This window comes from Gimesia sp. (assembly GCF_048262075.1).
Taxonomy (GTDB): Bacteria; Planctomycetota; Planctomycetia; order Planctomycetales; family Planctomycetaceae; genus Gimesia.
Window position 1 is genome coordinate 659,001 of the sequence record NZ_JBLXFK010000002.1, and the last position, 21,120, is coordinate 680,120.

19 protein-coding genes and 1 tRNA gene are annotated in these 21,120 nt (G+C 46.0%); 4 read left to right on the forward strand and 16 right to left on the reverse strand.

Features of this window, described 5'->3' with window-relative positions; genetic code table 11:
• Nucleotides 1-55: 55 nt before the first annotated feature.
• On the reverse strand, nucleotides 56-1,090 hold the full coding sequence (locus tag ACN0YH_RS06170) for an endonuclease/exonuclease/phosphatase family protein (RefSeq protein ID WP_417378688.1): 1,035 nt from the start codon (nucleotides 1,088-1,090) through the stop codon (nucleotides 56-58).
• A gap of 160 nt (nucleotides 1,091-1,250) precedes the next feature.
• On the opposite strand from ACN0YH_RS06170, the gene ACN0YH_RS06175 reads away from it, so the two are divergent.
• Together ACN0YH_RS06175 and ACN0YH_RS06180 are read left to right on the forward strand one after the other, a co-directional pair.
• On the forward strand, nucleotides 1,251-1,715 hold the full coding sequence (locus ACN0YH_RS06175; protein ID WP_417378689.1) for a RidA family protein: 465 nt from the start codon (nucleotides 1,251-1,253) through the stop codon (nucleotides 1,713-1,715).
• Between the two features lie 64 nt (nucleotides 1,716-1,779).
• Nucleotides 1,780-3,171, forward strand: a complete 1,392-nt coding sequence (locus ACN0YH_RS06180) for a PQQ-binding-like beta-propeller repeat protein (RefSeq protein ID WP_417378690.1) — start codon at nucleotides 1,780-1,782, stop codon at nucleotides 3,169-3,171.
• A 54-nt stretch (nucleotides 3,172-3,225) separates the two neighbouring features.
• Here ACN0YH_RS06180 and ACN0YH_RS06185 read toward each other — a convergent pair whose 3' ends face one another.
• From ACN0YH_RS06185 to ACN0YH_RS06205, 5 genes are all read right to left on the reverse strand, one after another.
• Nucleotides 3,226-3,831, reverse strand: coding sequence for a hypothetical protein (locus ACN0YH_RS06185; RefSeq protein WP_417378691.1), 606 nt, complete (start codon nucleotides 3,829-3,831; stop codon nucleotides 3,226-3,228).
• Nucleotides 3,832-4,040: 209 nt separating this feature from the next.
• The gene (locus tag ACN0YH_RS06190) at nucleotides 4,041-4,271 is read right to left on the reverse strand and encodes a Flp family type IVb pilin (protein WP_417378692.1); all 231 of its coding nucleotides are present in this window, start codon (nucleotides 4,269-4,271) and stop codon (nucleotides 4,041-4,043) included.
• 266 nt (nucleotides 4,272-4,537) lie between these two features.
• Nucleotides 4,538-4,903 carry an STAS domain-containing protein gene (locus tag ACN0YH_RS06195; protein WP_145224876.1) on the reverse strand — a complete coding sequence of 122 codons (366 nt, stop codon included), beginning with the start codon at nucleotides 4,901-4,903 and terminating at the stop codon, nucleotides 4,538-4,540.
• Between the two features lie 237 nt (nucleotides 4,904-5,140).
• Nucleotides 5,141-6,214, reverse strand: coding sequence for a S1C family serine protease (locus ACN0YH_RS06200; protein ID WP_417378693.1), 1,074 nt, complete (start codon nucleotides 6,212-6,214; stop codon nucleotides 5,141-5,143).
• A gap of 224 nt (nucleotides 6,215-6,438) precedes the next feature.
• The gene (locus tag ACN0YH_RS06205) at nucleotides 6,439-7,254 is read right to left on the reverse strand and encodes a hypothetical protein (protein WP_417378694.1); all 816 of its coding nucleotides are present in this window, start codon (nucleotides 7,252-7,254) and stop codon (nucleotides 6,439-6,441) included.
• 461 nt (nucleotides 7,255-7,715) lie between these two features.
• Between ACN0YH_RS06205 and ACN0YH_RS06210 the strand changes: the two genes are divergently transcribed.
• Nucleotides 7,716-7,789 (forward strand) — tRNA-Cys (locus tag ACN0YH_RS06210).
• A gap of 66 nt (nucleotides 7,790-7,855) precedes the next feature.
• Here the strand turns inward: ACN0YH_RS06210 and ACN0YH_RS06215 are convergent.
• Nucleotides 7,856-9,229: a hypothetical protein gene (locus ACN0YH_RS06215; RefSeq protein ID WP_417378695.1), complete on the reverse strand. Its 1,374-nt coding sequence runs from the start codon at nucleotides 9,227-9,229 to the stop codon at nucleotides 7,856-7,858.
• Nucleotides 9,230-9,872: 643 nt separating this feature from the next.
• Between ACN0YH_RS06215 and ACN0YH_RS06220 the strand changes: the two genes are divergently transcribed.
• Entirely contained in the window at nucleotides 9,873-11,303 is a 1,431-nt protein-coding gene (locus tag ACN0YH_RS06220) for a sigma 54-interacting transcriptional regulator (protein ID WP_417378696.1), read from the forward strand.
• A 176-nt stretch (nucleotides 11,304-11,479) separates the two neighbouring features.
• Here the strand turns inward: ACN0YH_RS06220 and ACN0YH_RS06225 are convergent, their stop codons facing one another.
• The 9 genes from ACN0YH_RS06225 to ACN0YH_RS06265 all read right to left on the reverse strand — a co-directional run bounded on the left by ACN0YH_RS06225 (nucleotide 11,480) and on the right by ACN0YH_RS06265 (nucleotide 20,875).
• Complete coding sequence (locus ACN0YH_RS06225; RefSeq protein WP_417378697.1) at nucleotides 11,480-12,490, reverse strand: type II secretion system F family protein; 1,011 nt, start codon at nucleotides 12,488-12,490, stop codon at nucleotides 11,480-11,482.
• A gap of 70 nt (nucleotides 12,491-12,560) precedes the next feature.
• Nucleotides 12,561-13,493 carry a type II secretion system F family protein gene (locus ACN0YH_RS06230; protein WP_417378698.1) on the reverse strand — a complete coding sequence of 311 codons (933 nt, stop codon included), beginning with the start codon at nucleotides 13,491-13,493 and terminating at the stop codon, nucleotides 12,561-12,563.
• A 71-nt stretch (nucleotides 13,494-13,564) separates the two neighbouring features.
• On the reverse strand, nucleotides 13,565-14,899 hold the full coding sequence (locus ACN0YH_RS06235) for a CpaF family protein (protein WP_417378699.1): 1,335 nt from the start codon (nucleotides 14,897-14,899) through the stop codon (nucleotides 13,565-13,567).
• 205 nt (nucleotides 14,900-15,104) lie between these two features.
• Nucleotides 15,105-16,097 (reverse strand): Flp pilus assembly protein CpaB, encoded by a 993-nt coding sequence (gene cpaB, locus ACN0YH_RS06240; protein WP_417378700.1) that lies wholly within the window; start codon nucleotides 16,095-16,097, stop codon nucleotides 15,105-15,107.
• A 137-nt stretch (nucleotides 16,098-16,234) separates the two neighbouring features.
• A complete protein-coding gene (locus ACN0YH_RS06245; RefSeq protein ID WP_417378701.1) occupies nucleotides 16,235-16,579 on the reverse strand; it encodes a hypothetical protein in 345 nt (114 codons plus the stop codon).
• A 106-nt stretch (nucleotides 16,580-16,685) separates the two neighbouring features.
• Complete coding sequence (locus ACN0YH_RS06250) at nucleotides 16,686-17,015, reverse strand: Flp family type IVb pilin (RefSeq protein WP_417378702.1); 330 nt, start codon at nucleotides 17,013-17,015, stop codon at nucleotides 16,686-16,688.
• Nucleotides 17,016-17,170: 155 nt separating this feature from the next.
• Nucleotides 17,171-17,497, reverse strand: a complete 327-nt coding sequence (locus ACN0YH_RS06255) for a Flp family type IVb pilin (protein ID WP_417378703.1) — start codon at nucleotides 17,495-17,497, stop codon at nucleotides 17,171-17,173.
• A gap of 442 nt (nucleotides 17,498-17,939) precedes the next feature.
• Nucleotides 17,940-19,142 carry a hypothetical protein gene (locus tag ACN0YH_RS06260; protein ID WP_417378704.1) on the reverse strand — a complete coding sequence of 401 codons (1,203 nt, stop codon included), beginning with the start codon at nucleotides 19,140-19,142 and terminating at the stop codon, nucleotides 17,940-17,942.
• Complete coding sequence (locus tag ACN0YH_RS06265; RefSeq protein ID WP_417378705.1) at nucleotides 19,139-20,875, reverse strand: hypothetical protein; 1,737 nt, start codon at nucleotides 20,873-20,875, stop codon at nucleotides 19,139-19,141. The genes ACN0YH_RS06260 and ACN0YH_RS06265 overlap by 4 nt, the downstream gene beginning before the upstream one ends.
• Nucleotides 20,876-21,120: the final 245 nt, after the last annotated feature.

Consider the following 21,120-nt stretch of genomic DNA (forward strand, 5'->3'; position numbering starts at 1 on the left):
GTTTGCTCATAATCGCATCCGAAAGAATTTACAGTATTTAACATCAATTCAGAGTTCATTTTTCATTTTGTGTCTTGAAAGACATTTCAATGAACACAGGTCGATGGTCAGAAACCCAGGTCCAGCGATTCTCTGCACGATGCAATTTAATGAATTCATTCACCCAGATACTATCCAAATCGAGTACAGGAACCGGTAGAGGCCAGGTCGCCAGATACCCGTCTCCTTTCATTTCCAGACTGTTATTTAATCTCTTTCTCAGTGGTTCAAAGTGCACTGAATCTCCGGGAGTATTAAAGTCCCCCAACACCAGAATCGGATGCTGGTTCAGTTGAGATGCCTGATCTGACAGTTCTTTAAGAGCCGCTTTTCTTGATTTCAGGACTTTACTGTAGATATCCACAAGGAAAACAGCAGGAGCTCTGACGTCTGACTGGTCAGCCTGCAGACGGAATTTCAGATAATGCCCCATATTTGCCAGTCTGCCAGCTGAAGTATCTTCTATCGGAAGACGTGACAGGAAAACGAATCCATTTTGAACAACCTGATACGGATGACTGGGGAATGACTGTTTCCAGAACTGCTTCATCTCAGCAGAATCAGCCCCCGCTTCAACCAGGCCGACCAGATCTGGATCCAGTTGATGTAATTCGTTGATTACATGTTCCATGCCCCAGAGCCGATCACCAATATTCCAGAATACGACCCGTTTCAGCGACTGCTCCTGTTGCGTCACTCTGTTCTCACTTGTCTCGCTTTGAAACTGCGTATTCCAGCACCAGATTCCGGTCATGATCGAAAGCAGAAACCAGATTACTGCAATCCGCCGCCAATGAACTTTCCAGGCCAGTACAAATAAGATAAAGGCCCCCACGCTTAACAGAATTAAAGGAGACATATAAAAAATCAGTGTCGCAATAACACTACTCGAATCTCGGACTGTAAAACGAATTGCGATGGCCAGGCACCAGAAGACGGAAATCAATAGAATCAATACTTTCATCAGCCAGACCTGAAATGACGCTCGCAGACCGCGACTGGTAGATTGTCTAATTTGACTCTCCTGACTGGCTGCGCGCTCTGGATTCATGTCTTCGATTTCTGATGGACTGGTTCGTACTTTCAGCGGGAAATTCAGTTGATTCCCTATAACTTCTGCTGGTCGGGATGTCTTGAGATATGTTATGATTCCGCTGCAGTGATGACTGCGACGCAAACACCAAATTTACCTTCAGAGGACTTCACTCACCATGAGCCAGACCCCGGAATCACGCATCCAGGAGTTGGGGCACACACTGCCTTCTCCTCCTCAGGCGGTAGGATCATACATTCCCGCCACCCAGTTTGGAAATGTCATTGTTACCAGCGGACAGTTACCATTCATTGGCAGCGAATTGATGTTCAAGGGCAGAGTAGGCGATCACCTGCACGAGGATGATGGGTCCAATGCCGCCAGTCTCTGTCTGCTCAATGCATTGGCGCAGGTCAAATCGATCACAGGCGAACTTTCAAATATCAAACGTATTATCCGACTGGAAGGATATGTGCATTCGGCACCTGGATTTGATCGGCAACCTTACGTGCTGAATGACGCATCGCAACTGTTAACAGATATTTTTGGCGACAAAGGCAAGCACACGCGCGTTGCCTTGGGCATCTCGGAAATGCCTTTAAATGCAGCCGTTCAACTGGCACTCTGGGTGGAGGTCGAATAAACGATCCTCTGAAGATAATGGATGGTAAATCAGTTTAAATGCCACTTTTAATGGATTATTCAAGATGAATTGGCCTGAAACGAAGAGGGATACCAAGTCGATTTCCAGGATCCCGGGGCTGAATCAAACTTGCGTCTTCCTGATTGCCCTGATTCTGTCGACGAACTTTGTATATGGGCAGTTACCTGAGATAAACCCCCAAAGTTCTCAAACACCCAAAAAAACAGTCGCTCCCGCGAAAAAATCCAGTTCCAACCGAGAAACAGGCCTCTGGACTTCGTTTCTGGGCAATCACCGAAATGGAATTTCCGATGAAACGGGGCTAAACCTGGACTGGAACCTGCATAAACCAGCTGTGTTGTGGCGTGTTCCTCTGGGGAGTGGCTATTCATCCATGGTCATCGCCGAGGGCCGTCTCTGGACCATGGCAACACATCTGAAGAATGATTTTGTAGTTTGCTTCGATGCTCAGTCTGGTAAAAAACTTTGGGCTACTGTGGCTGCTCCCACTTATATCGATCACCAAAAACAGGCACGCGGGCCACGTTCCACGCCGACTTACCATGAGGGCAAACTGTACTGCCTGCTACCTGCGGGTGATTTACTTTGTCTGAATGCGATCTCTGGCAAGGTCCTCTGGAATGTCAATATATTTCAGCTCAGCGGAGCTCCACGACAGGAAGAACAGACTTTATATTACTGGGGTATGTCCGCTTCCCCACTGATCGAAGGAGATCTGGTGATTCTCCAGCCTGGCGGAAACAACAATAATTCGGTGATCGCCGTCAATAAGGATACCGGTAAGCTGGTTTGGGGAGCTGGCAGTGATCCGCCCGGTTATGGTTCTCCTATTGTGGTGGACACACTTGAACAGAGACAAATTATTGTGCCGACCGGATCCTCAATCCTTTCATTAAACCCAGAGCAGGGAAGAATGCTCTGGCGCATCGTCTGGGGAAACAAATACAACTGTAATTGCGCGACTCCCGTCTGGAATGATGAGTCACTTTTCATCTCTTCCGCTTATGGCACGGGCTGCATGCGGTTTGCTTTATTTCGTCAGAATGAAGAAATCCGTCCGATCTCGCAATGGAAAAGCCTTTCACTTCAAAATCAGTTTGCGACCAGCATCATCAAAGACGGCTATATTTACGGACCACATGGAGATCTGGCTGGTGTCTCTTATCGCTGTCTGGATATGCAACGAGGGAAGATTCAATGGCAGACACGACGCGTTGGTAAGTGCACACAGATCGCCGCAGAGGGTCATCTGATCTGCCTGACAGAGCAGGGGACACTGATTCTGGCGGAAGCCAATCCCACAGAATATCGAGAGAAAGGAAACTTGACCGGTCTACTGAGTTTCAAGGCCTGGGCAAACCCTGCGCTGGCTAATCGCCGACTCTATCTGCGTGATGAAAAAAGACTGCTCTGCCTCGATCTGCAAAAAAAATAGCCGTGCAGAAATAAATCTTCTGTCACGGCTTTCTATTCAAATCATCGAAACAGGTTATTTCTTTTCAGAACTGTTTACCAGTTGCTGTTTCAAAGACTGCAACTTTTGCTGCTGTTGCTGCACCTGCTTTTCCTGAGCCTCAATCTGCTGTTTTAAAGTCTGCTGAGCAGGCATTTTTTTAACCTTGGGAGGCCGAGCCTGTCCAGGCAGAATTCGACGAGGTGGATTTCGGAGCTTCTGCAGGGCTACCTTATTCTCTGCTTTGATTCGAGCCAGAATCCGATCTGCCTGGTAAATCGTTCGACGGGCTTCCTCGAACGCAGTATGTTCTTTCCCATCGGGGCCAATATATTTCTGCCGTTGGATCAAACCTCTGTTGTCGACAGCATTATTATTTAATTCATTTGTGCCTAATCCATTGTTTGCAATATCACCGTTCTCTTGATATTCATTTTCAGCTGCGCCCAATGCATCGTAAAAAGCTCTGACCAGACCTGTCTTTAAATCATCACGATCATAATCCCGATAGTCTGAATCTTGCAGATTGGTGTCTCTTACCTGAACAACGGGAGCTTCAGGTTTCTGCTCTGCAGAACTGAACCCAGTCATGGTGAGATAAAACCCACCCATAATAATGGCTAAAATCAATAATTTTTTCATGATGCTGCCTCATCCGATCCATTTACTTGAGAACAACTACAGTTTGTACATTCATCGTATCTATTATATTCAATTCCTTCGGTTTATTTCAATCTTTTTGCAACAAAAAAGGAAAACAGCGAAATTTAAACAGCTTACGCAAATAAAAAAGGCCTGAGCTATTAGCCCAGACCATTTGATGTCTTCATACTCTTTGCTGGTATCAATCTCTATGAGTTGATGGCGTTGATCGCATTGGCAAGATCCATCAGTTCATTGATTAAAGCACTACGCAATGTGGTAAGACCTGCGATAGCTCCAATGCCAATAATAGTAAGCAGCAGCAGATATTCAACAAACACAGCACCACGAACTTTTTGCTTCCATAGTTTGGTTTGTGTTTTAATTTTTTGAAACACAGGTCGCCCTTTCATATGTCCAGATAGAAAATCCTCAGACATTGAGATATGCACAACCTGTACCAATCATTCGAAATCTTACGATTCTACAACCGGAATGTAACAAGCAGGCCAATCCAACTGAAAACGGCATGACCCCTGCTGCAAACAGGGCTAACGACTTTTTCAATGCGGGGTCGAACCTGATAAGAAAGAGAGGCAGTTGATCGCAAAAGTGTTAACAAACAGAAACACTTGCGTTAACCAGGCTTCCAGGAGATTACATGAGATAGGAACTCGAGAGACTGAGACAACAACGCCTCAGCGAGTTAAGAGTTAAGGGCTTTGATTGCTGCGTCTCTGGTATCGAAGGTTTCCCAAAGCTGATCAAGGTGAGTTACTTCCAGCACCTCGGTGCAATATTCACTCAAACCGCAAATCGTAAACTTGCCACCTTCTCTATGATTCAGGCGATTCCACATTCGGAAAATCACTTCGATAAAAGCAGACCCGAAAAATGAGGTGTGTGAGAGATCCAGTACCACGATCGGGGGAGATGCAGTCTCTGCCACCTGTAACAGAACATCCGTCAAGGCATCCAGCCTGGGTTCGTCCAGGTTTTCATATTCAGGCCCCAAAGCCACAACTGTGACCTGACCTTCTTTGACTATTTCCGGGGGATAATCAGCAGGCATAATAGAACTGTCAACTAGAGCGTCATTTGCAAAAGGCCTCTCTGAATTCAGATGAGGACATCAAAGGAACCTACACATAGTAATCCAATTCACTAAAGTGTCAACCAAGAAATCCGATTCGCGGTCCAAGATCTATCGACGCAAGTCTATTAAAACCGAATATTTATCAACACGCTATCCTCAACGTACTCCCCCCAGAATCATGCACGTTTCCTTAGGAAATGCCGGGGAGAGGTGTTATTGTTCGTTTTTCCAGTCTTGCAGTTCGGCTTTTAGTTTCAATTTTTGATTATTACGGAATATCGTGAGGGTCACAGTGTCACCCACCTTATGAGCTTCCAATGCATCCAGTAGAGAATTTGAACCCACAATTGGTGTTTCATCCATTTGCAAGATCAAATCTCCCAGGACAATATTTCCACTCTTGTCCCGCCTTATTTCTAGTAAACCAGCCTGGTCCGCGGCACCACCTTTGAGCATATCCTGAACCATCACCCCCTGGATTGAAGGTGGTAAAACCCCATTCTTTTTGAGCTTGCCTGTCACGAAGTCATCGACTCCCGTAAAATTCAGACTGGGACTCTGAATCTTTCCATATTCGATCAATTGAGGAACGAATCGGCTGATCAAATCTACCGGCACTGCATAGCCAATACCGGCATAAACGTGTGATGAGCTGTAGATCGCCGTATTCATCCCGATTAATCGTCCAGAGCTGTCCAGAAGCGGCCCCCCTGAATTTCCGGGGTTGATAGCAGCATCGGTTTGAATCACGTTTCGGATTGATCTTCCGGTTACCGAAATTATTTCCCTCCCTAACCCACTGATAATTCCAGTGGTTAGGGTCTGGTCAAGTCCAAAGGGGTTTCCGATCGCTAAGACGGTCTGTCCTACCTGCAGATTGGAAGAAGCTCCAATCTCGATGGGTTTCAATAGTTCCACAGGTGCATCTATTTTCAATACTGCCAAGTCTTTAGAGGGAGCAACCCTGACACGGTAAGCTGTCCATGTCGAGTTATCAGCCAGGGTTACCGTCATTTCATCCGCGTTTTGGATCACATGAAAGTTGGTAACAATATGTCCCCCCCGGTCCCAAATGAATCCACTACCAGAACCCTGGGGCGTCTTCTGCTGATTCAGACTGAAACGTCCCAGTTCAAATGCAATCTCTGATGTTCGGATATGTACCACCGACGGTGATGCTTCTCGAAAGAGATCGATCGTTCTGACTTCAGACTGGGTAAGATCTGGTGCCATCGGAAACTGATACGATGTCTGGCGGAATTGACGTCTGATCAATTCACCAGACATCAGGACAATCAGAACGATTAAAATAAGAATTAACCAGCGCTGGATCGCTGAAGATTTTCTGGAAGGAGAATCCAAGCTGTCTGTCCCTGTTTCTGAATGAATAACCTGATTTTTTCACTGCAATCAATAGAGGTTGAGTACAGAGTTGAAGGACTCCCATTTTAGGTCAGGACACTCTCGAATCGCAACCGCTGTTTCCCCAGTCGGCACTCCCAGAATGCTGATTACTGCAACCTGGCTGCAGCAGAATTCAATTCACTGACTGCTTTGATAAAACGTTTTTTGAGCTTGGGAGATAATTCCGGGAATGCGGAAATCACTTCGGGACTTAACATCTTATGACAGCGTTCCACAGCAGAACAGATCCGCTTGATTGCCTGCTCCGGAGTGATTTCAGGTTTCGCCACGACAGCCACTTCTGAGCTCGAACCTTGAGGCGCGGGTGCACCAGCTCCAGAACGGAAAGGACTATAGTCGGTGCCGGAACCACCAACGTCTCGTGCATGAGCCCCCACCGTAGCAGGGGAGTCAGCCTGCTCGCGGGAACCTGATTCTCCCCGCTCCAGCTGATCATACTCAGAGGGATCTTTAACCGAGATCGGTTCATCTGAGACAAATGTTACTTCGGAATCGACGGGATATTCTTCAAACGGTTCGGAGATAGAAAGATCTTCTCCATTCACAGCACGTCGCCACGCTTTCAACTCGGCCACAGTCGCCTGATTCTCTTCCGCCCACTGTAGACATTCCGGAGCATCATCCCAGGTCAATGCAATATAGTAGTGTGACCACTTGAGATGCTGATATTGTTCCCGAACATCCCCGAATGTTTCCCAGACCCTTCGCCGCTGATAAATCTGATCGCCACTCAATCCGACCATTGCGCCAAAATCAGCATCGGTTCTTCCCTTGGCATATTTTTTTGTCCATTGTGCAGCACATTCGCCAATCACCCAGCTACTGTCGCTCAAGGCTTCCCGGGCACGATCAATTAATTGTTCTTCCGTCATTTTTGCTGTTGTATCTGTATGATCAATCATAATATTTCTACTGGTCTATTCTGGAAACGAAAAAGCTCTCCTCAATCCATTTGCTTTTTTGAAAACTGAGAAGAGAAATTATGAACCATCGCCACTGAAACGACTCTTGAAAAGTGCAGGGCAGATCTAGGCTCGATGCTACACGGATTTGGCGTGGAATACCACCAAAGCGGAACAGTTACTCAACCAGAAGCCATATTCGCCTATTTCCTGCAAGCAAAAGTATTGTAAACTGCTCAAGACATCACTGATCACCCAGTTGTTAACCTGGGAAGCTTACAAAAATCTTACCGATCAGTGGCTGAATGCTTGACCTAACTTCGATCGGTTATTAGGATTCGGTCAAATCCAGACGAAGAAGAGTCGAATAATGTCTGTATCACTTCTGTTGATTAACTAATTTCAACACAATAAACTCTGGATAGATAAGAGCTTATTGTAGTGAGAAACAGAAAATTCCAGGCGCCGTAGCCAAGTGGTCTAAGGCGGCGGATTGCAAATCCGTTATTCCCCGGTTCGAATCCGGGCGGCGCCTCTTCAAATAAAAAACAGCATCCTCAAGGATGCTGTTTTTGTTTGCGCTGACACTTTCGGCTACAATTTATTTTTTCTGGCTGTTTTCAAGTTCGACCAGAAATTCCGAGTTTTTCAGACAATGAACCATACTGATATCGCCGGCCATTCTTCCCCTGCGATCCGTGATCTGATCTGCGGTATTGACCATCCGATCCAGACCTGCAGTCAATGTCTGCTTGATCATAACAGACTCGCTGGATTTTAGCTCTGTAAGCTCAGAACCAGAAGCATTCCACAACAACCAGGATGTGGTGATATCATGCAGACTCGCTGTTCCCCGAGGATAATACTGATCAATCCTCAACTCCCAGGCAGCTTTCGACTGTTGTAAGCTGTCTTTGAAAAACTTCTGACTCTCTGATTCCTGATTCTGATTTTGATAGAATTTTCCCTGAACATAATTAAAATGCGCTTTCGATAAATCCACCAGATCTGCTCTACCCAAACCTGCCCCCTTTGAAGAAAACCACTCTACAGTAGACTCAATTTGACGGAGGTCCTGTGCATAATCCATCAGACTCGTTGCATCTTTTTTCACTCCATGGAAGATATTCTGTTCCTGTCTCGCAAGATTTACAGCACGAGAAGCACGCCGATATTCTGTGAGCCCCGCTTCTCCCACTCCAAATTCATCTTCGCGAACGGAATAATATTCATCAGAGAGCTGAGTTATCTGCCTCAGGGCAGATTGTTGACCATCGCGGTTTCGTGAGACACCAGCTATTTCATAATCATTCTGAGCCAGAATCAGCCTGGCATGTACCAGATCTCCGTACCAACCTTGAGCGGCGGGCTGATTAAAGGCGTGTAACTTTTCGACTGCTATCTGAATCAGGTTTCGCTTCTCATTTAATAATTGTAATTTGGCACGATCCTGATTCTGTACCTCAGCTACCTTGATCTTCGTAGCGTAAGCAAGATTCAATGCCAGATTGTAGTCTGCCAGAGGAAGCAATCCCCGTGAAAAAGAATTCTCAGTCTGGTTGATTAAATTATTAGCTGTCGTAACTGTCTGTTCCAGCTTCCGTCGCAGCACACGCGATGCTGACTGAGTTGTAAGCTGTTTTTGATATTGAAGCTGATTCTTCGGCTTGGGTGCATTCACGGGTGACTGTTGCTCTGTTTTACCCGCCATAATCTGAGGTACGACATTTAATGGAATGAAATGCTTGATATCCCTGTGTTTATTCTCCGGCAGGTCATCATTGATACTCACAAGTACTGTCTGCTCGGATTCCTCATCCAGAAATTTTTGAACTGTCTGTTGAGGCTTAAAATTGGTGTGAGCATCCAATGGCGGTTCGGTTAATGGTGACTGTGAACCGGACGGAGCGATGACTAGTCCCACCATGAACAGCAGCACAAAACAACTGATACAGAAATGAATTCGATCGCTCATGAGGATACTTAATTACCAGAATGGATAAGGTCCAGGAAAAGAACCTCTGGACTTCGATAGAGCGATCCATGCTGTTTGATTCTCGAACTTCCTGTTTTACTAAGTCGACAGAATCTAAGTGATAGATTTCAAAAACTTCTAGCAGCGTTGTAATACAAACGAGATGTATTTCTGTCAGTGATCGACGAACTGGTACGAATGGATTAATTGGACCAGCGATGCGATACACTGAAGTATAGCTCTCAAAACCCATTCTGTAGTAGTTTGTTTAGGCCTTCCTGAAAATCACACTTATAAGGCCCCCCCTATGGTATACCAGCTCCGGAAAGTTAACATTTATACACATGTCAAATTGAATCAATCAGTGCTTTTTTTATTTTCGTTCTGGCTTTAGATCAGTCTGAATCTTTACCATAAAAGCAATTGTCTACAGCATCCTATTTACCCTTGGTTACATATTTGCTTCTAGTGATAACATTTGTTATCGTAACGCCGTCCTCTTAACCACTACATTCACCCTATTCGACTCATTTTTTCATTTGATTGATTTTAGTCATTCTCAGATCGCGTACTGAATGAACAGGTTATTTAGACAGTTGGTTTTGGCTCATCGCTTGATTGATTGAGTAAAAAAGGATCCGTGATGCACCCTCTTGGAATTCTCTATACGTCGGACTCCCAGATTGGTTTGAAACTCAGTAAGCAGTTGGATGAAATCAATCTAAAGCTAACAACAGTTTCCTGTCACGAGGATCTGAAACATGCACTTCAGGAATCAAGTCAGACTGTATTATTCATTGACTTGCGTGCTGATCAGTCCATTCCTGAAATTGAGGATCGGAAATCAGTCCTGCTATACCTACGCAATCAATGCGAAACCCCTGTTAAGGTCGTTTCAATCATTGATCAGTTTATTCCCCTCGAATTACTGGAGTCAGCCCATTTTCTGACAGACAGCTACCTGGAATACCCACCTGTTTCCGATGAAATCCGGATACTTTCAGAAGATCTGGATGCCATCGATCCAGTGGTAAAATCATCTCACTTGCCTGAATCGCGTCATATTTTTGATCAAAATAAGCATGTTACAACCTACACCGCGGCAATGATCCCAATTCTTGATCAGATCACAAAAATTGCTCGACACAATGTTACGTTACTTCTGGTTGGTGAAACAGGTACTGGTAAAACGACTCTGGCATCAATGATTCACGAACTCTCACCAAGAAGCTCAGAACCTTTCCAGAACATCGCCTGTGGTGCACTCCCTTCCGAATTAATTGAGAGCGAACTTTTCGGCCACTTGAGAGGTTCGTTTACAGGCGCTGATCGTTCCAAAATCGGTCGGTTCGAAGCTGCAGGGAAGGGGACTCTGCTTCTGGACGAAATTGATATTCTCTCATCCAAAGACCAGGCTAAGTTACTAAAAGTCATTGAGACGGGTCAGTTTGAGCCTGTTGGATCCACAGAGTCCCGTATCTCTGAAGCACGTTTAATTGTTGCTGCAAATGTAGAACTGGATGAACTGACTCGTAATAACAAATTTCGCTCTGACTTATACTATCGACTGAATGTACTCCAGTTTCGGCTGCCAGCCCTCCGCGAGCGACCGCATGATATCATCCCGCTCACTGTTCAGTTTATTACAGAATGCTGTGAGCAACATGGAATCACGATTACAAAAATACATCGCAGTGTGCCAGACATGCTCAAACGATACCAATGGCCAGGAAACCTGCGTGAATTAAAGAACCAGATTCAACGAGCAGTCCTGTTTTCAAATCACGGTGAACTGACCTCTGATGAATTTTCTCCTAATATTATTGAAGAAGTCAGCAGCTGTAGCCAGAAAGAACTGCACCAGGACATGGAGAGCAAATCTCTGGCAGATCAGGTAGCCATCAGCGAGAAACATTTACTTCAGAAATCGCTCTCGGAGAATGGATACCGAAAAACAGCTACTGCGAAAGCGTTGGGGATCAGCCGAGTAGGTCTCTATAAGAAAATGCGCAAGTATGGAATGCTGGAACAATCAAAAACTTCTTCAATGAAGAAAATTCAGGCCGAGAATTAAAACGGGTTTGGAGTAGTGTGTTTTCTGAAAACGCACTCCACTCAACTTCTCTGATCCCGCACTAAACTGTGTCCAGTTTGACTATAGCGTCTTCAAGGCTGTTTGGCCCGAGTATATTAGATTGAAAGACGCCATGGTTAAATATGATGTGCTCTTGAATTTAATAAATTCTTATTTTACAGACTGCCATTTTCAGACTGCCGACGGACTGATTCAGATGTAGTACTGATGGAGTCCCCATAAGTATTTGGTTCAAGAATCCCCCCCGGTTGATGTTCACGGATCAAAAAGTTACGCAGTTCTAGAACTGCCGGTCCGAAGAACAAAATATAAATGGGTGGCGCCATGCAAAAGATGATGGGGAACAACAGCTTGATACTCGTTTTGCTGGAGTTCTCTTCAGCCCGCTGCCGGTATTTTCTTCGTACTCCATCTGCAAAGTCAATTAAAGCCGTTGAGACATTCGTTCCCAGCCGTTCTGTCTGAGAAACCATTAAAGACAAGGTGTTCACATCAGGAGCATCGATACGTTTAGCAAACTGCTTTAAAGCATCTGCCATCGAATTTGCATCCGCATGCCTGCGAATTATTTCGAACTCGACGGCAATGTCCGGATGAGAAAAACGGACTTCATCGGTGACACGCTCTAGTGCCGTTCGTAAAGGCACTCCACCTGTCAGGCACATCATCACCAGGTCAAGTGCATCAGGCAAACCTCTCTGAATCCGGTGCACACGACGACTGGCCTGGTTATGCAGGACAATACGAGGCAGGCCATAACCTGCGCCGGCAATAAGTAATCCTGCTACCAGAATAATTTCCGGAACATTCGAACCTGGGTCGGCTAATACGCAACCAATTCCCGTCCCGATTAACACGATGACAACCAGCATATTTCGGGTTGCCAGATATTCCACCAGTGCTGTTGAGCGATAGTAACCAGCCCGTTTCAAATCGAGTTCAATTTTACTGATTTCCTCGCTGGATTGTGGAATCACTCCAGAAAGCGCACGGCTGAAAACACCAACTTTTGATGTTTTATAATAACTGGCCCCTCGCTCATCGAAGTTTGAATTCTTATTCCTGTTTCTGCCTGCCCGGTGCCCCGCTGAAATGGCATCTCCGATCAGGAAGATTACAAAACAGACTAGCAGGAAAGTGGCAACAGTGACAATTTCAATAAACATGGATGTCTCTTTAATTAAAAACCAGCATCATTTTGACAGTCAACCAGCTTGAGAAAGTTCGAATCAACACTTAATAATCTGTTCTTAAGAGTGTCGAAACCCAGAGGACCCCAATTACTTCCAGAACAATTGCAATCAGTAGCAGAATATTTCCAATGGGATCAGTATAGAGATTAGAAACATGATCAGGGAACGCGACCAGTAACACAACAAATGCCACGGGAGCCACTATCGTCATCAATAGAGCTGAGGCACGACCGGCCCCTGTAGAAGCTTTCATCTGACGGCGATAGTTAATACGATCGCGAATCACATCCGCCATTCGTTCCAGGTTGGCTGGCAGATTACCACCCGTTTTACGATACAGCATCAGCGTGGACGTTAATATTTTCAGATCAATCAACTGAATTCGGCTGGAAAGTGACTTCATCACAGCGGGAACAGACAAATTCATATCGAGCTGACGTGCACAGCGTCTGAATTCAAAACTCAATGGACCTTTCGTTTCTTCTCCAACAATCGAAATCGCCTGTTCGAGACTGGCTCCGGCGTGCGTCGATCGAGCCAGTAAATCGATCATTTCCGGAAGTTCTTCCTGAATGGTCTGCATGCGTTTTTTTCGGCGAAGGTGCAGAACGATCAATACGGCAATCATGCCCCCAATCATCCCGGCAATCCCGGCCAGAGGTTGGTTCGAGTAAATGAAAACGCTGCCACCAATCACCAGACCGCAGGCAATCAACAGGAGAAAAGCACTGAATGGTGTAAAATCTGAGCCGTTCTCAAGCACCAGCCGATCAAAACTCTGATCGAATTTTCCCAGCAGGCTGGTCGCTGGCTGTTGATCAAACACATTATGAATTCTACGCAGCCGAGGCCGTTTTGAAAAAGTCTCACCTTTGGAACCGGCCACTCCAGACAAATCACGGATAAACAGAAAAGCTGCCAGTACAGCAACTGTTACTGCAGCAAAACAAATCAATGCGATCGATGAACTGTCCACTTCCGGAGTTCTCCACTTACTTTTAAAACACAATACACAAACAAGGGGCAAAAGTCCCCGAGTGTTATTTCTTATCTTTTCTCAAAGATCTGCTGGCTTAATTTGATTCCGGATGCTTCCATACGTTTGAGACATTCTGGGCGATAACCGGTGGCATAAAATTTACCCTGTGCCTTCCCCTGGTCATCAATTCCCGTTTGTTCAAAGCCAAAAATATCTTCTACTTTGTAGTCTCCCTGGCTGTTCAGTGAGACGATCTCAGATACTTTCGTCACACAACGCTGTCCACCTTTCAGACGAGATACGTGCAGGATAATTCCAATACCATTTGCAATATATTGTCTGATCACAGGCAAAGGCAGTTCAAACCCACTCATGGCCACCATCATCTCCAGTCGGGCCAGTGCATCACGGGTATCATTGGCGTGGACGGTAGTCAGAGAACCTTCATGACCTGTATTCATCGCCTGAAGCATATCCAACGCTTCAGCACCTCTTACCTCACCAATAATGATTCGATCAGGACGCATACGCAAACTGTTTTTTACCAGTTGCCTCTGGGAGATTTCTCCCACTCCTTCGGTATTATCGACTTTGGTTTCCAGCCGAACAACGTGTTTATGCTGCAACAACAACTCAGCGGAATCCTCGATTGTAATCAGTCGTTCTTCACGCGGAATAAAGTTTGACAGGGCATTCAACATTGTTGTTTTACCACTGCCGGTACCACCTGAAATCAACATACTGATCCGGGAATCAACCACAGCAGCCAGGAAGTCAACGATCTCCGGTGTGACAGATTCTTTTTCTATCAGATCATCGATCTGAAGAGGCTTTGCTCCAAATCGTCGAATCGATAACGATGGCCCATTTAAAGCCAGTGGAGGGATAATGGCATTGATACGGGAGCCATCAGGGAGCCGGGCATCAACCATCGGATTGACCTCGTCAATCCTGCGTCCAACGCGTGACACAATTCTCTGGATAATTCGCATCAGGTGCTGGTTATCAGCAAAAATGACATCCGACTCCTGAAGTTGCCCCCCTTTTTCAATATGTATTTCATAAGCATGATTGACCAGGATATCGCTTACATCAGGATCCTGCATGAGTTTATCAAGTGGTCCCAGCCCGAAAACCTCGCTTAACAATTCACCCAGAAGCCGCTCGCGGTCGATCCCTTCAAGCACTGAAGCATGATCATCACAGATTTCCATTGCGACGGCACGCACTTCTCCGGAAAGTTCTTTCTCAGAGATCTGGGCCAGCATGGACAGATCAAGGGAATCAACCAGTTCCTGATGGATGAGTACTTTTTGTTTCTGAAATCGAAGTTCAGCTTCCCTGTTTTCAGGAATGTAACTGATCGGTTCCACAAAAAGTTTTTTTGTACCAAGTGATTCCATGCTAAAACCTAAATGTCTGAAGATTTGTTATCCAGACTGAAAACCAATCGCCTGGATCGAATTCCATATCAATTGACTCTGCAGTCCTTGAAGTCGATGCGCACCCTGACTGTTACATGGAGCTAAGCTGAAACTTAATCTACCAAAGCCGCTACCTACGATCATCCGATGTCGAGTCGAGAATTACAGACAACCCTGTCAGATATTACAACCCACTGACAGGTGTCGAAATCTCTGAAGTTTTGTTTACGGATGGTTTCATCGTAGTCGTTGTTTTGCCGGAGGGGATCACTTCTGAAGCTACAGGTGTCTCAATTGCATCAATCCAACTCTGACTTTTGAATGCACGATTACCTTTGAAATGCACTGTATTCAGGCTACCCCCACGATAGATATCCATGCTGGAAATGCGCTGGTTCGGAATGAAGCCAAGAATATTTGAAAGCGTCAGTCGATCACTGGCACGACCAGCTGAAACGACTTCTGTATTTTCATTGGGGTGCCGTAAAGCCAGACTTAATACGCCATGATCTTCAACCACCTTAAGTACTTTGCCCTGTTCAGGAGAAACCTCAAGTGTCACAGGATAGTCAGCGTTTGCCCCGCCTCCTACTTTGTGTCCGGGTACAGCCAGATCTCCCACAGCTAAAACGCGTACCTTTTCCAGAAGAGTGATTGTAGTTTCTGGAATACCTTCCGTTGCATTGGAACGAAACAGTACATCAACAACAGTTCCCGGACGAGAAAAACCAGCCACATTACCAATTTTGTGTATTGCCACCGTAACAGCACGGTTGCCAGGTTCCAATATTTCTGAAATTCCGGGCCCCATTCCATTGGCAAACAATTCAATCGTATGGAAAGGCTGACCTGCTTTAATCGCCGTCTTGAGTGTTCGCCCAGTAATATACTGGGTGGTCATAATCCTTTGTTTTCCATTAGTATCATAATCTTTCGCAAGCAGCTCGGGAGAGATTTGCAGAATGGAAATATCGTCGAGAGAGAGTGTCTGCCCCGGAAGCAGGTCACGTGAAGCAATCGGAAGTTGTATCTTCCTGGGTCCTGCTGGTGGATCTTCTGCCAGTACGAAAGGTTTTGGCTTCTCATGCAGAAACTGTCTCACAGTATAAGCTGCACCTAGACCTAGTAGGATTGCGAAAATCGCTGCCGTCATCGTTCCTGGACTAATTTTTGCCACGCTAACTTCCCTGAAATCTTCGGTTTTTGATTTTTTTGTTTGATATCAACTGTCGTCGGCCTTCACCAGACTTCAGATGAAATACACTCTATGTTTAAGTACTGTTTCATTCTAAAAACAGTATCTGGCTTTTCTGCTTATTCGCCTGTTGCTGATATTGTAAGATCGAGCCCGGCAGGTGCTTCATCCACTGGATCACTCACACTACTGGAGTCAATGTATTCGCTGGTAACACCGTTGAAAGAATAACTGTAAGACTGATCGAAGCTCTCAAGCGCAACGGCTACATCACCAAACTCCTGAACAATCTGATCTCGCAGAGTTACAACACCAGGCAGAAGGCCCAAAAGCAGAATTGTCATCAACAAAACTGTCGCAAAAGGAGAAACACTCCCCCCTTCTTCCTTCCATAATTGACAAGCAATTCTCATTCCTGCACGAATCCCGTCTGAATAAAATCGAGATTGAAATTTAATAACCACTTACTCTTCAGGCATCTTATGTGCCAAAGTCGAATCACTTTAGAAATCATCTGTTTCCGGAGGGGCGTCTCCGGAAACAGATAATAGAATTTCAAGCAGCTAAGGCTTAACCTTCACCTTCGACAGCATCGATCTGTACGTTTATACACTCAGGTTCTGTACCAGCGCCATCAACGTTGGTATCGCAGAAGTCGGTCAGGTCACTGAACATTGAACCAGCAGTGCTGGATGTGTGTCCGGTTACACCTGAAAAACTGTAACTCTGATTAATGTTTGAAATAGCTAATGCAAGGTCACCCAATTCCTGAACAACCTGATCACGAACGGTAGCCAGACCAACGACAACGCCCAGAACCAGGATTGTGCCGATCAGTACGAGTTCAGACGAGACAACAAAACCGGCCTCATCATTCCAGAACTTAGAAAGCATGTTCATTCTAACTCCTCATTATTTTGTGAACTGATTTAACAGTTCAATTGAACATTTTGAAAGAAAATTGAAACATCAGTCTCAACGAATCCCACATTAAACATTGGTAGTAGATTCGCTAAGTTTGGAGTGAGCAATCACCCCTGGAAAAGGTCCTAAACTTAAGTACCTTCTGGCTCAGCATCGATAATGAGAATACAGTGAGCAAAACTACCACCGGTTTGTGCATCAAGATCACAGAAGTCTGTGTTATCGTTGAAAAACGAACCCGAGGTGCTGGAAGAGTGACCTGTGATTCCTGAGAAGGAATAGCTCTGGTTACTGTTAGAAAATGCAGCGGCAACGTCTGCAAGTTCCGCGATTACCTGATCGCGCAATGTAGTCAGTCCGACAATCATGCCAAGAACCAATACAGTAGCGATCAGCACTAATTCTGTTGAAACGACGAAACCATTTTCATCATTCCAAAACTGCTGAAACATCTTCATTCGTACTCCTCACATAGATCAAATGGTTAATGCCTACTCGATGCACCGCAAGCAAATGCAGTTCTCAACATCCGAGTAAATTAACTCGCCTGCACACGCCCTGCGCAGACGTTGCAAAAATACAGCAGACGATGTGCCATTTTGACCCACAATACATATTTTTCGCATTTCCACTCCACATTGCATCTTGCGCCTTCTCACAATAACTGGAAATAACATCATCACCGGTAAAATCCTCAACCATCGGTTTATGTGCTAATTCCGATAAAATTTGAGTTGACCATTCACCAGAGAATGTTACGACGCATCCATGTTTCCAATAGTTAACACTCTGAAACAAAGTGTTACCCATGATGCACAAGCTGAGTTAAATAGATGCTCATCTCAAGTAAAGCAGGGAATAAGAAGCGAGAGCCTGCCTTCAGATCGCGAGAAAACACGATCAAAGGTCTTGGGCGCTCTGACCTGACAAATCAACCTGGTAGGGAAATTTCCCCCGCCAAAGCGCCAGAGCGCGTCCTGCATGAGACAGGAAGGTATAGCTGCTTTGAATCTCAGATTCAGGCATCTGCTGGATGGTCTTCACGAGCCAGTGACCGGCTTTCTGCAGGGTTTGCTCCGGAGGTAATACCTCAGGAGGAGCCAGTGACCACCATTCCATGGCATGACCGGTTGCCAGAACGCGGCGAGCGACAGGAGCAAATTTCTTTTCTGAAGCCTGATCCAGAGGTTGACCATCCCAGTTTTTATCCCAGAATCCTTCCTCTGTCTGGTTTTTGACCAGCAGGCTGGTTATCCCCTGAAGATATTTTACTATTTTTTCACGACCAGCTTCTGTCAGGATGGGAGCCTGCTCATCCACTCTGAGCAAAATTACAAGGGCATGTAATCGATGATTCCCATAACAGACCCCTTTGACTGGAGGCTGCCGCATGATCCGCTCTGAGATCAGATCGAAATTGATGTATTGTCCCTCAGTTGTCATCCAGTCCCGAGAGGAATTCAAATACAGAGCAAAGACCACAGCAGACCATTCGTATTCTACCTGATTCAGCGTGAATGACCGCATTGTCTCCTCGATCATGGCCGCCAGCGTCGTCTCTCCTTCAGAGGTGACAACCGGATAATCGACGGGGGTGCCGACTTCTGCCAGGGTAGCGAGTGTATGATCTTCATGACTCGATGTTGCTAACCCCTCCTGCACGCGGGGCCTGACTCCATACTGGTTATAAACCAAGAGTGGATCGGTCTTTTCCCCCCAGACATCTCCAAACCGGCGATGATCAAGCAAGATATCCCTCATTTCGATACCAGAAAGTGACTGAGGGTCATCAAATTCAGCTTCAATTCCCCAGAAACGCAGCGCATGATCGACATGATTTATTCGCGGCGACTTGCTTCTGAATTGAGGTTTAAGTCGATTCAGCACCTTCACGAGATCCTCGTCGGCGACAATCTCGGGCCGGTTATATTGAGGGGTCACTGCCAAAGGAATTAATCGTATTTCCGGCAACTGCTTCTGCTGTTCCCAACTTTGGAATCGAATCGCTCCCCACGTGATCACAGCACCAACCAGTAACAGATGGAAACACAGAAACCCTGCTATTTTCAGTTTGGATTTGAGCGACATGACCTGAGGACTCATGGTTGCACCTCCTGTTTTTCGTTCGCTGACTGGTCCGTATCCTTTGTTTTATCCTGTCTGGCAGCAGCTATTAAATCCGGTTCTCGTGACACTACTAGACTCAGATCATCCTCATAAACCACTTTAAACCCTGCCAGCTTGCGCACCTGCTTGTTCAGCTGAACCTGCTTTTCCTTATGGACGATGAAAGTGGTGACAGCATACTTTTCCGCAACCGATTGCCAGCCTCGATTGGCCCTGGCAATCCCCAGGTAATCTTTCCAGACCCGAGGCGGAGTAAGGTGTACGGCATTGGTTGTCATAAATACGTTCATTCCCTCGGGACCATCCCAGACCAGCCAGTCTCCCCACCACTGAGGATTCCACACCTGCCCCTGGGGAGGATGTTCTTTTAAAAACTCCGTCAACTGACGGGGAGTTCCCTCACTGTAAATTTTATCCAGCGCACGAGGCGTTCCACCAAATAAAGGGGTCGCAACATTGGAGAATGCAAATCCAAACCAGACGATCAATACGCAAACCGCTGTAATAACAGGTGTTTTTCGAGACCAGAAGGAAAGGGACTGTTCTGAATCCGCATTCAATTCAGGAACCAGTAACTCTTTCCGTGGGATCACATTTGCCAGATGAGGAACCATGGCATAGACAAAAACAACAGAAAACCAGCCAATCATTCTGACTCCCACAATCACAGCCAGAGACAGCAGTCCCACCCGCAGGACATCTGCTGTTCTGATAGTCGCCCGACTGTGGCGGTATAGCCCCAGCATCAGCACCCAGGAAGTACAGAACCAGATTCCTTCGGCATCCCTGAACTCGAGTGGCTCCCACTCCAGTACGTCTTTCAGGTTCGGATTCCGTGGAAACGTCAGAGAATTCAGAAACAGATCCATATGGTAGGGATTGAGCAGTGCCCCGCAGACTGATAATTCGGTTACCACCAGCCAGCGTCTGACCCAGGGATCACTACAGACCTGAACCAGGCTTCTTGTTCGCCAGCCCACTTCCAGTACCCTGCCTAGAAATTGCAGCCCCAGGATAGCCAGCCCGACAACAAAGGATCCATGCAGGTTTGCCCATGCCAGAAAAATGAGCGGAACTCCCAGATAGAGAGCCAAAAGCAAAGGCAAAGGTGCTTTTTTTTCAGAGTTCGGAGCACCATTACCTGGATTGGCTCTTCGATCCCAGGCATCATATTTCTCTGACCAGGCCATAATCACCAACATCAGCGCAACGCACAATGTTCCAAATATTTCTGGACGTATGATTGCGATACGGCTTGAAGAAATGACTACCAGCAGAAACGACGCCAGGGTACTGACGCCTGCTCGACCGGTTTTCAGATAAAACGCCAGCCAGAATAGAACATGGGTTGTGAATACGGTTAGTGCAAAAATATGCGACAAACCCCGTACACCGAATGATTCATAAACTTTGGCAAAGAAAACCTGTGAGAGCCAGGCTGCATCAATACTTTTGACCCCTTCTGCCAGAGAAAGAAAAGGGTCGTACACGGGCAGACTCTGATGAGCGACAATCCATTCCCCGTAGGAAACATGTCCCCAGATGTCGGAATAAAAAATATGTACGTTACCAAAGTAGAAAAAAAGCAATGCAAACCAGAGACAGGTTACTACCTGAGGCCATCCCATCGAGAATAATTCACGGTAAGACCGCTGCTCACTGCCTGGATGTTGTGACTCCAGTGTCTCTGGAAAAGAATCGACCGACATAATGCTTTCCACTATTTGTAACGAACGATAAGTTCTGAACGCATCACATTTAACGATAGCGTCTCTCAATCTAATATACTCGGGTCAAACTGCCCTGGAGATGCTACAGTAAAACGGGACACAGTCTAAATAAACGTTGAAAATCGAGGAAACAGGGGGCGCACCTCGGATGATTGCGGAATCATACCGCAAACAACGTTCCAAAGAATGGAAGCGACCGCGTAGAACCTGAGACAAAAAGGGGG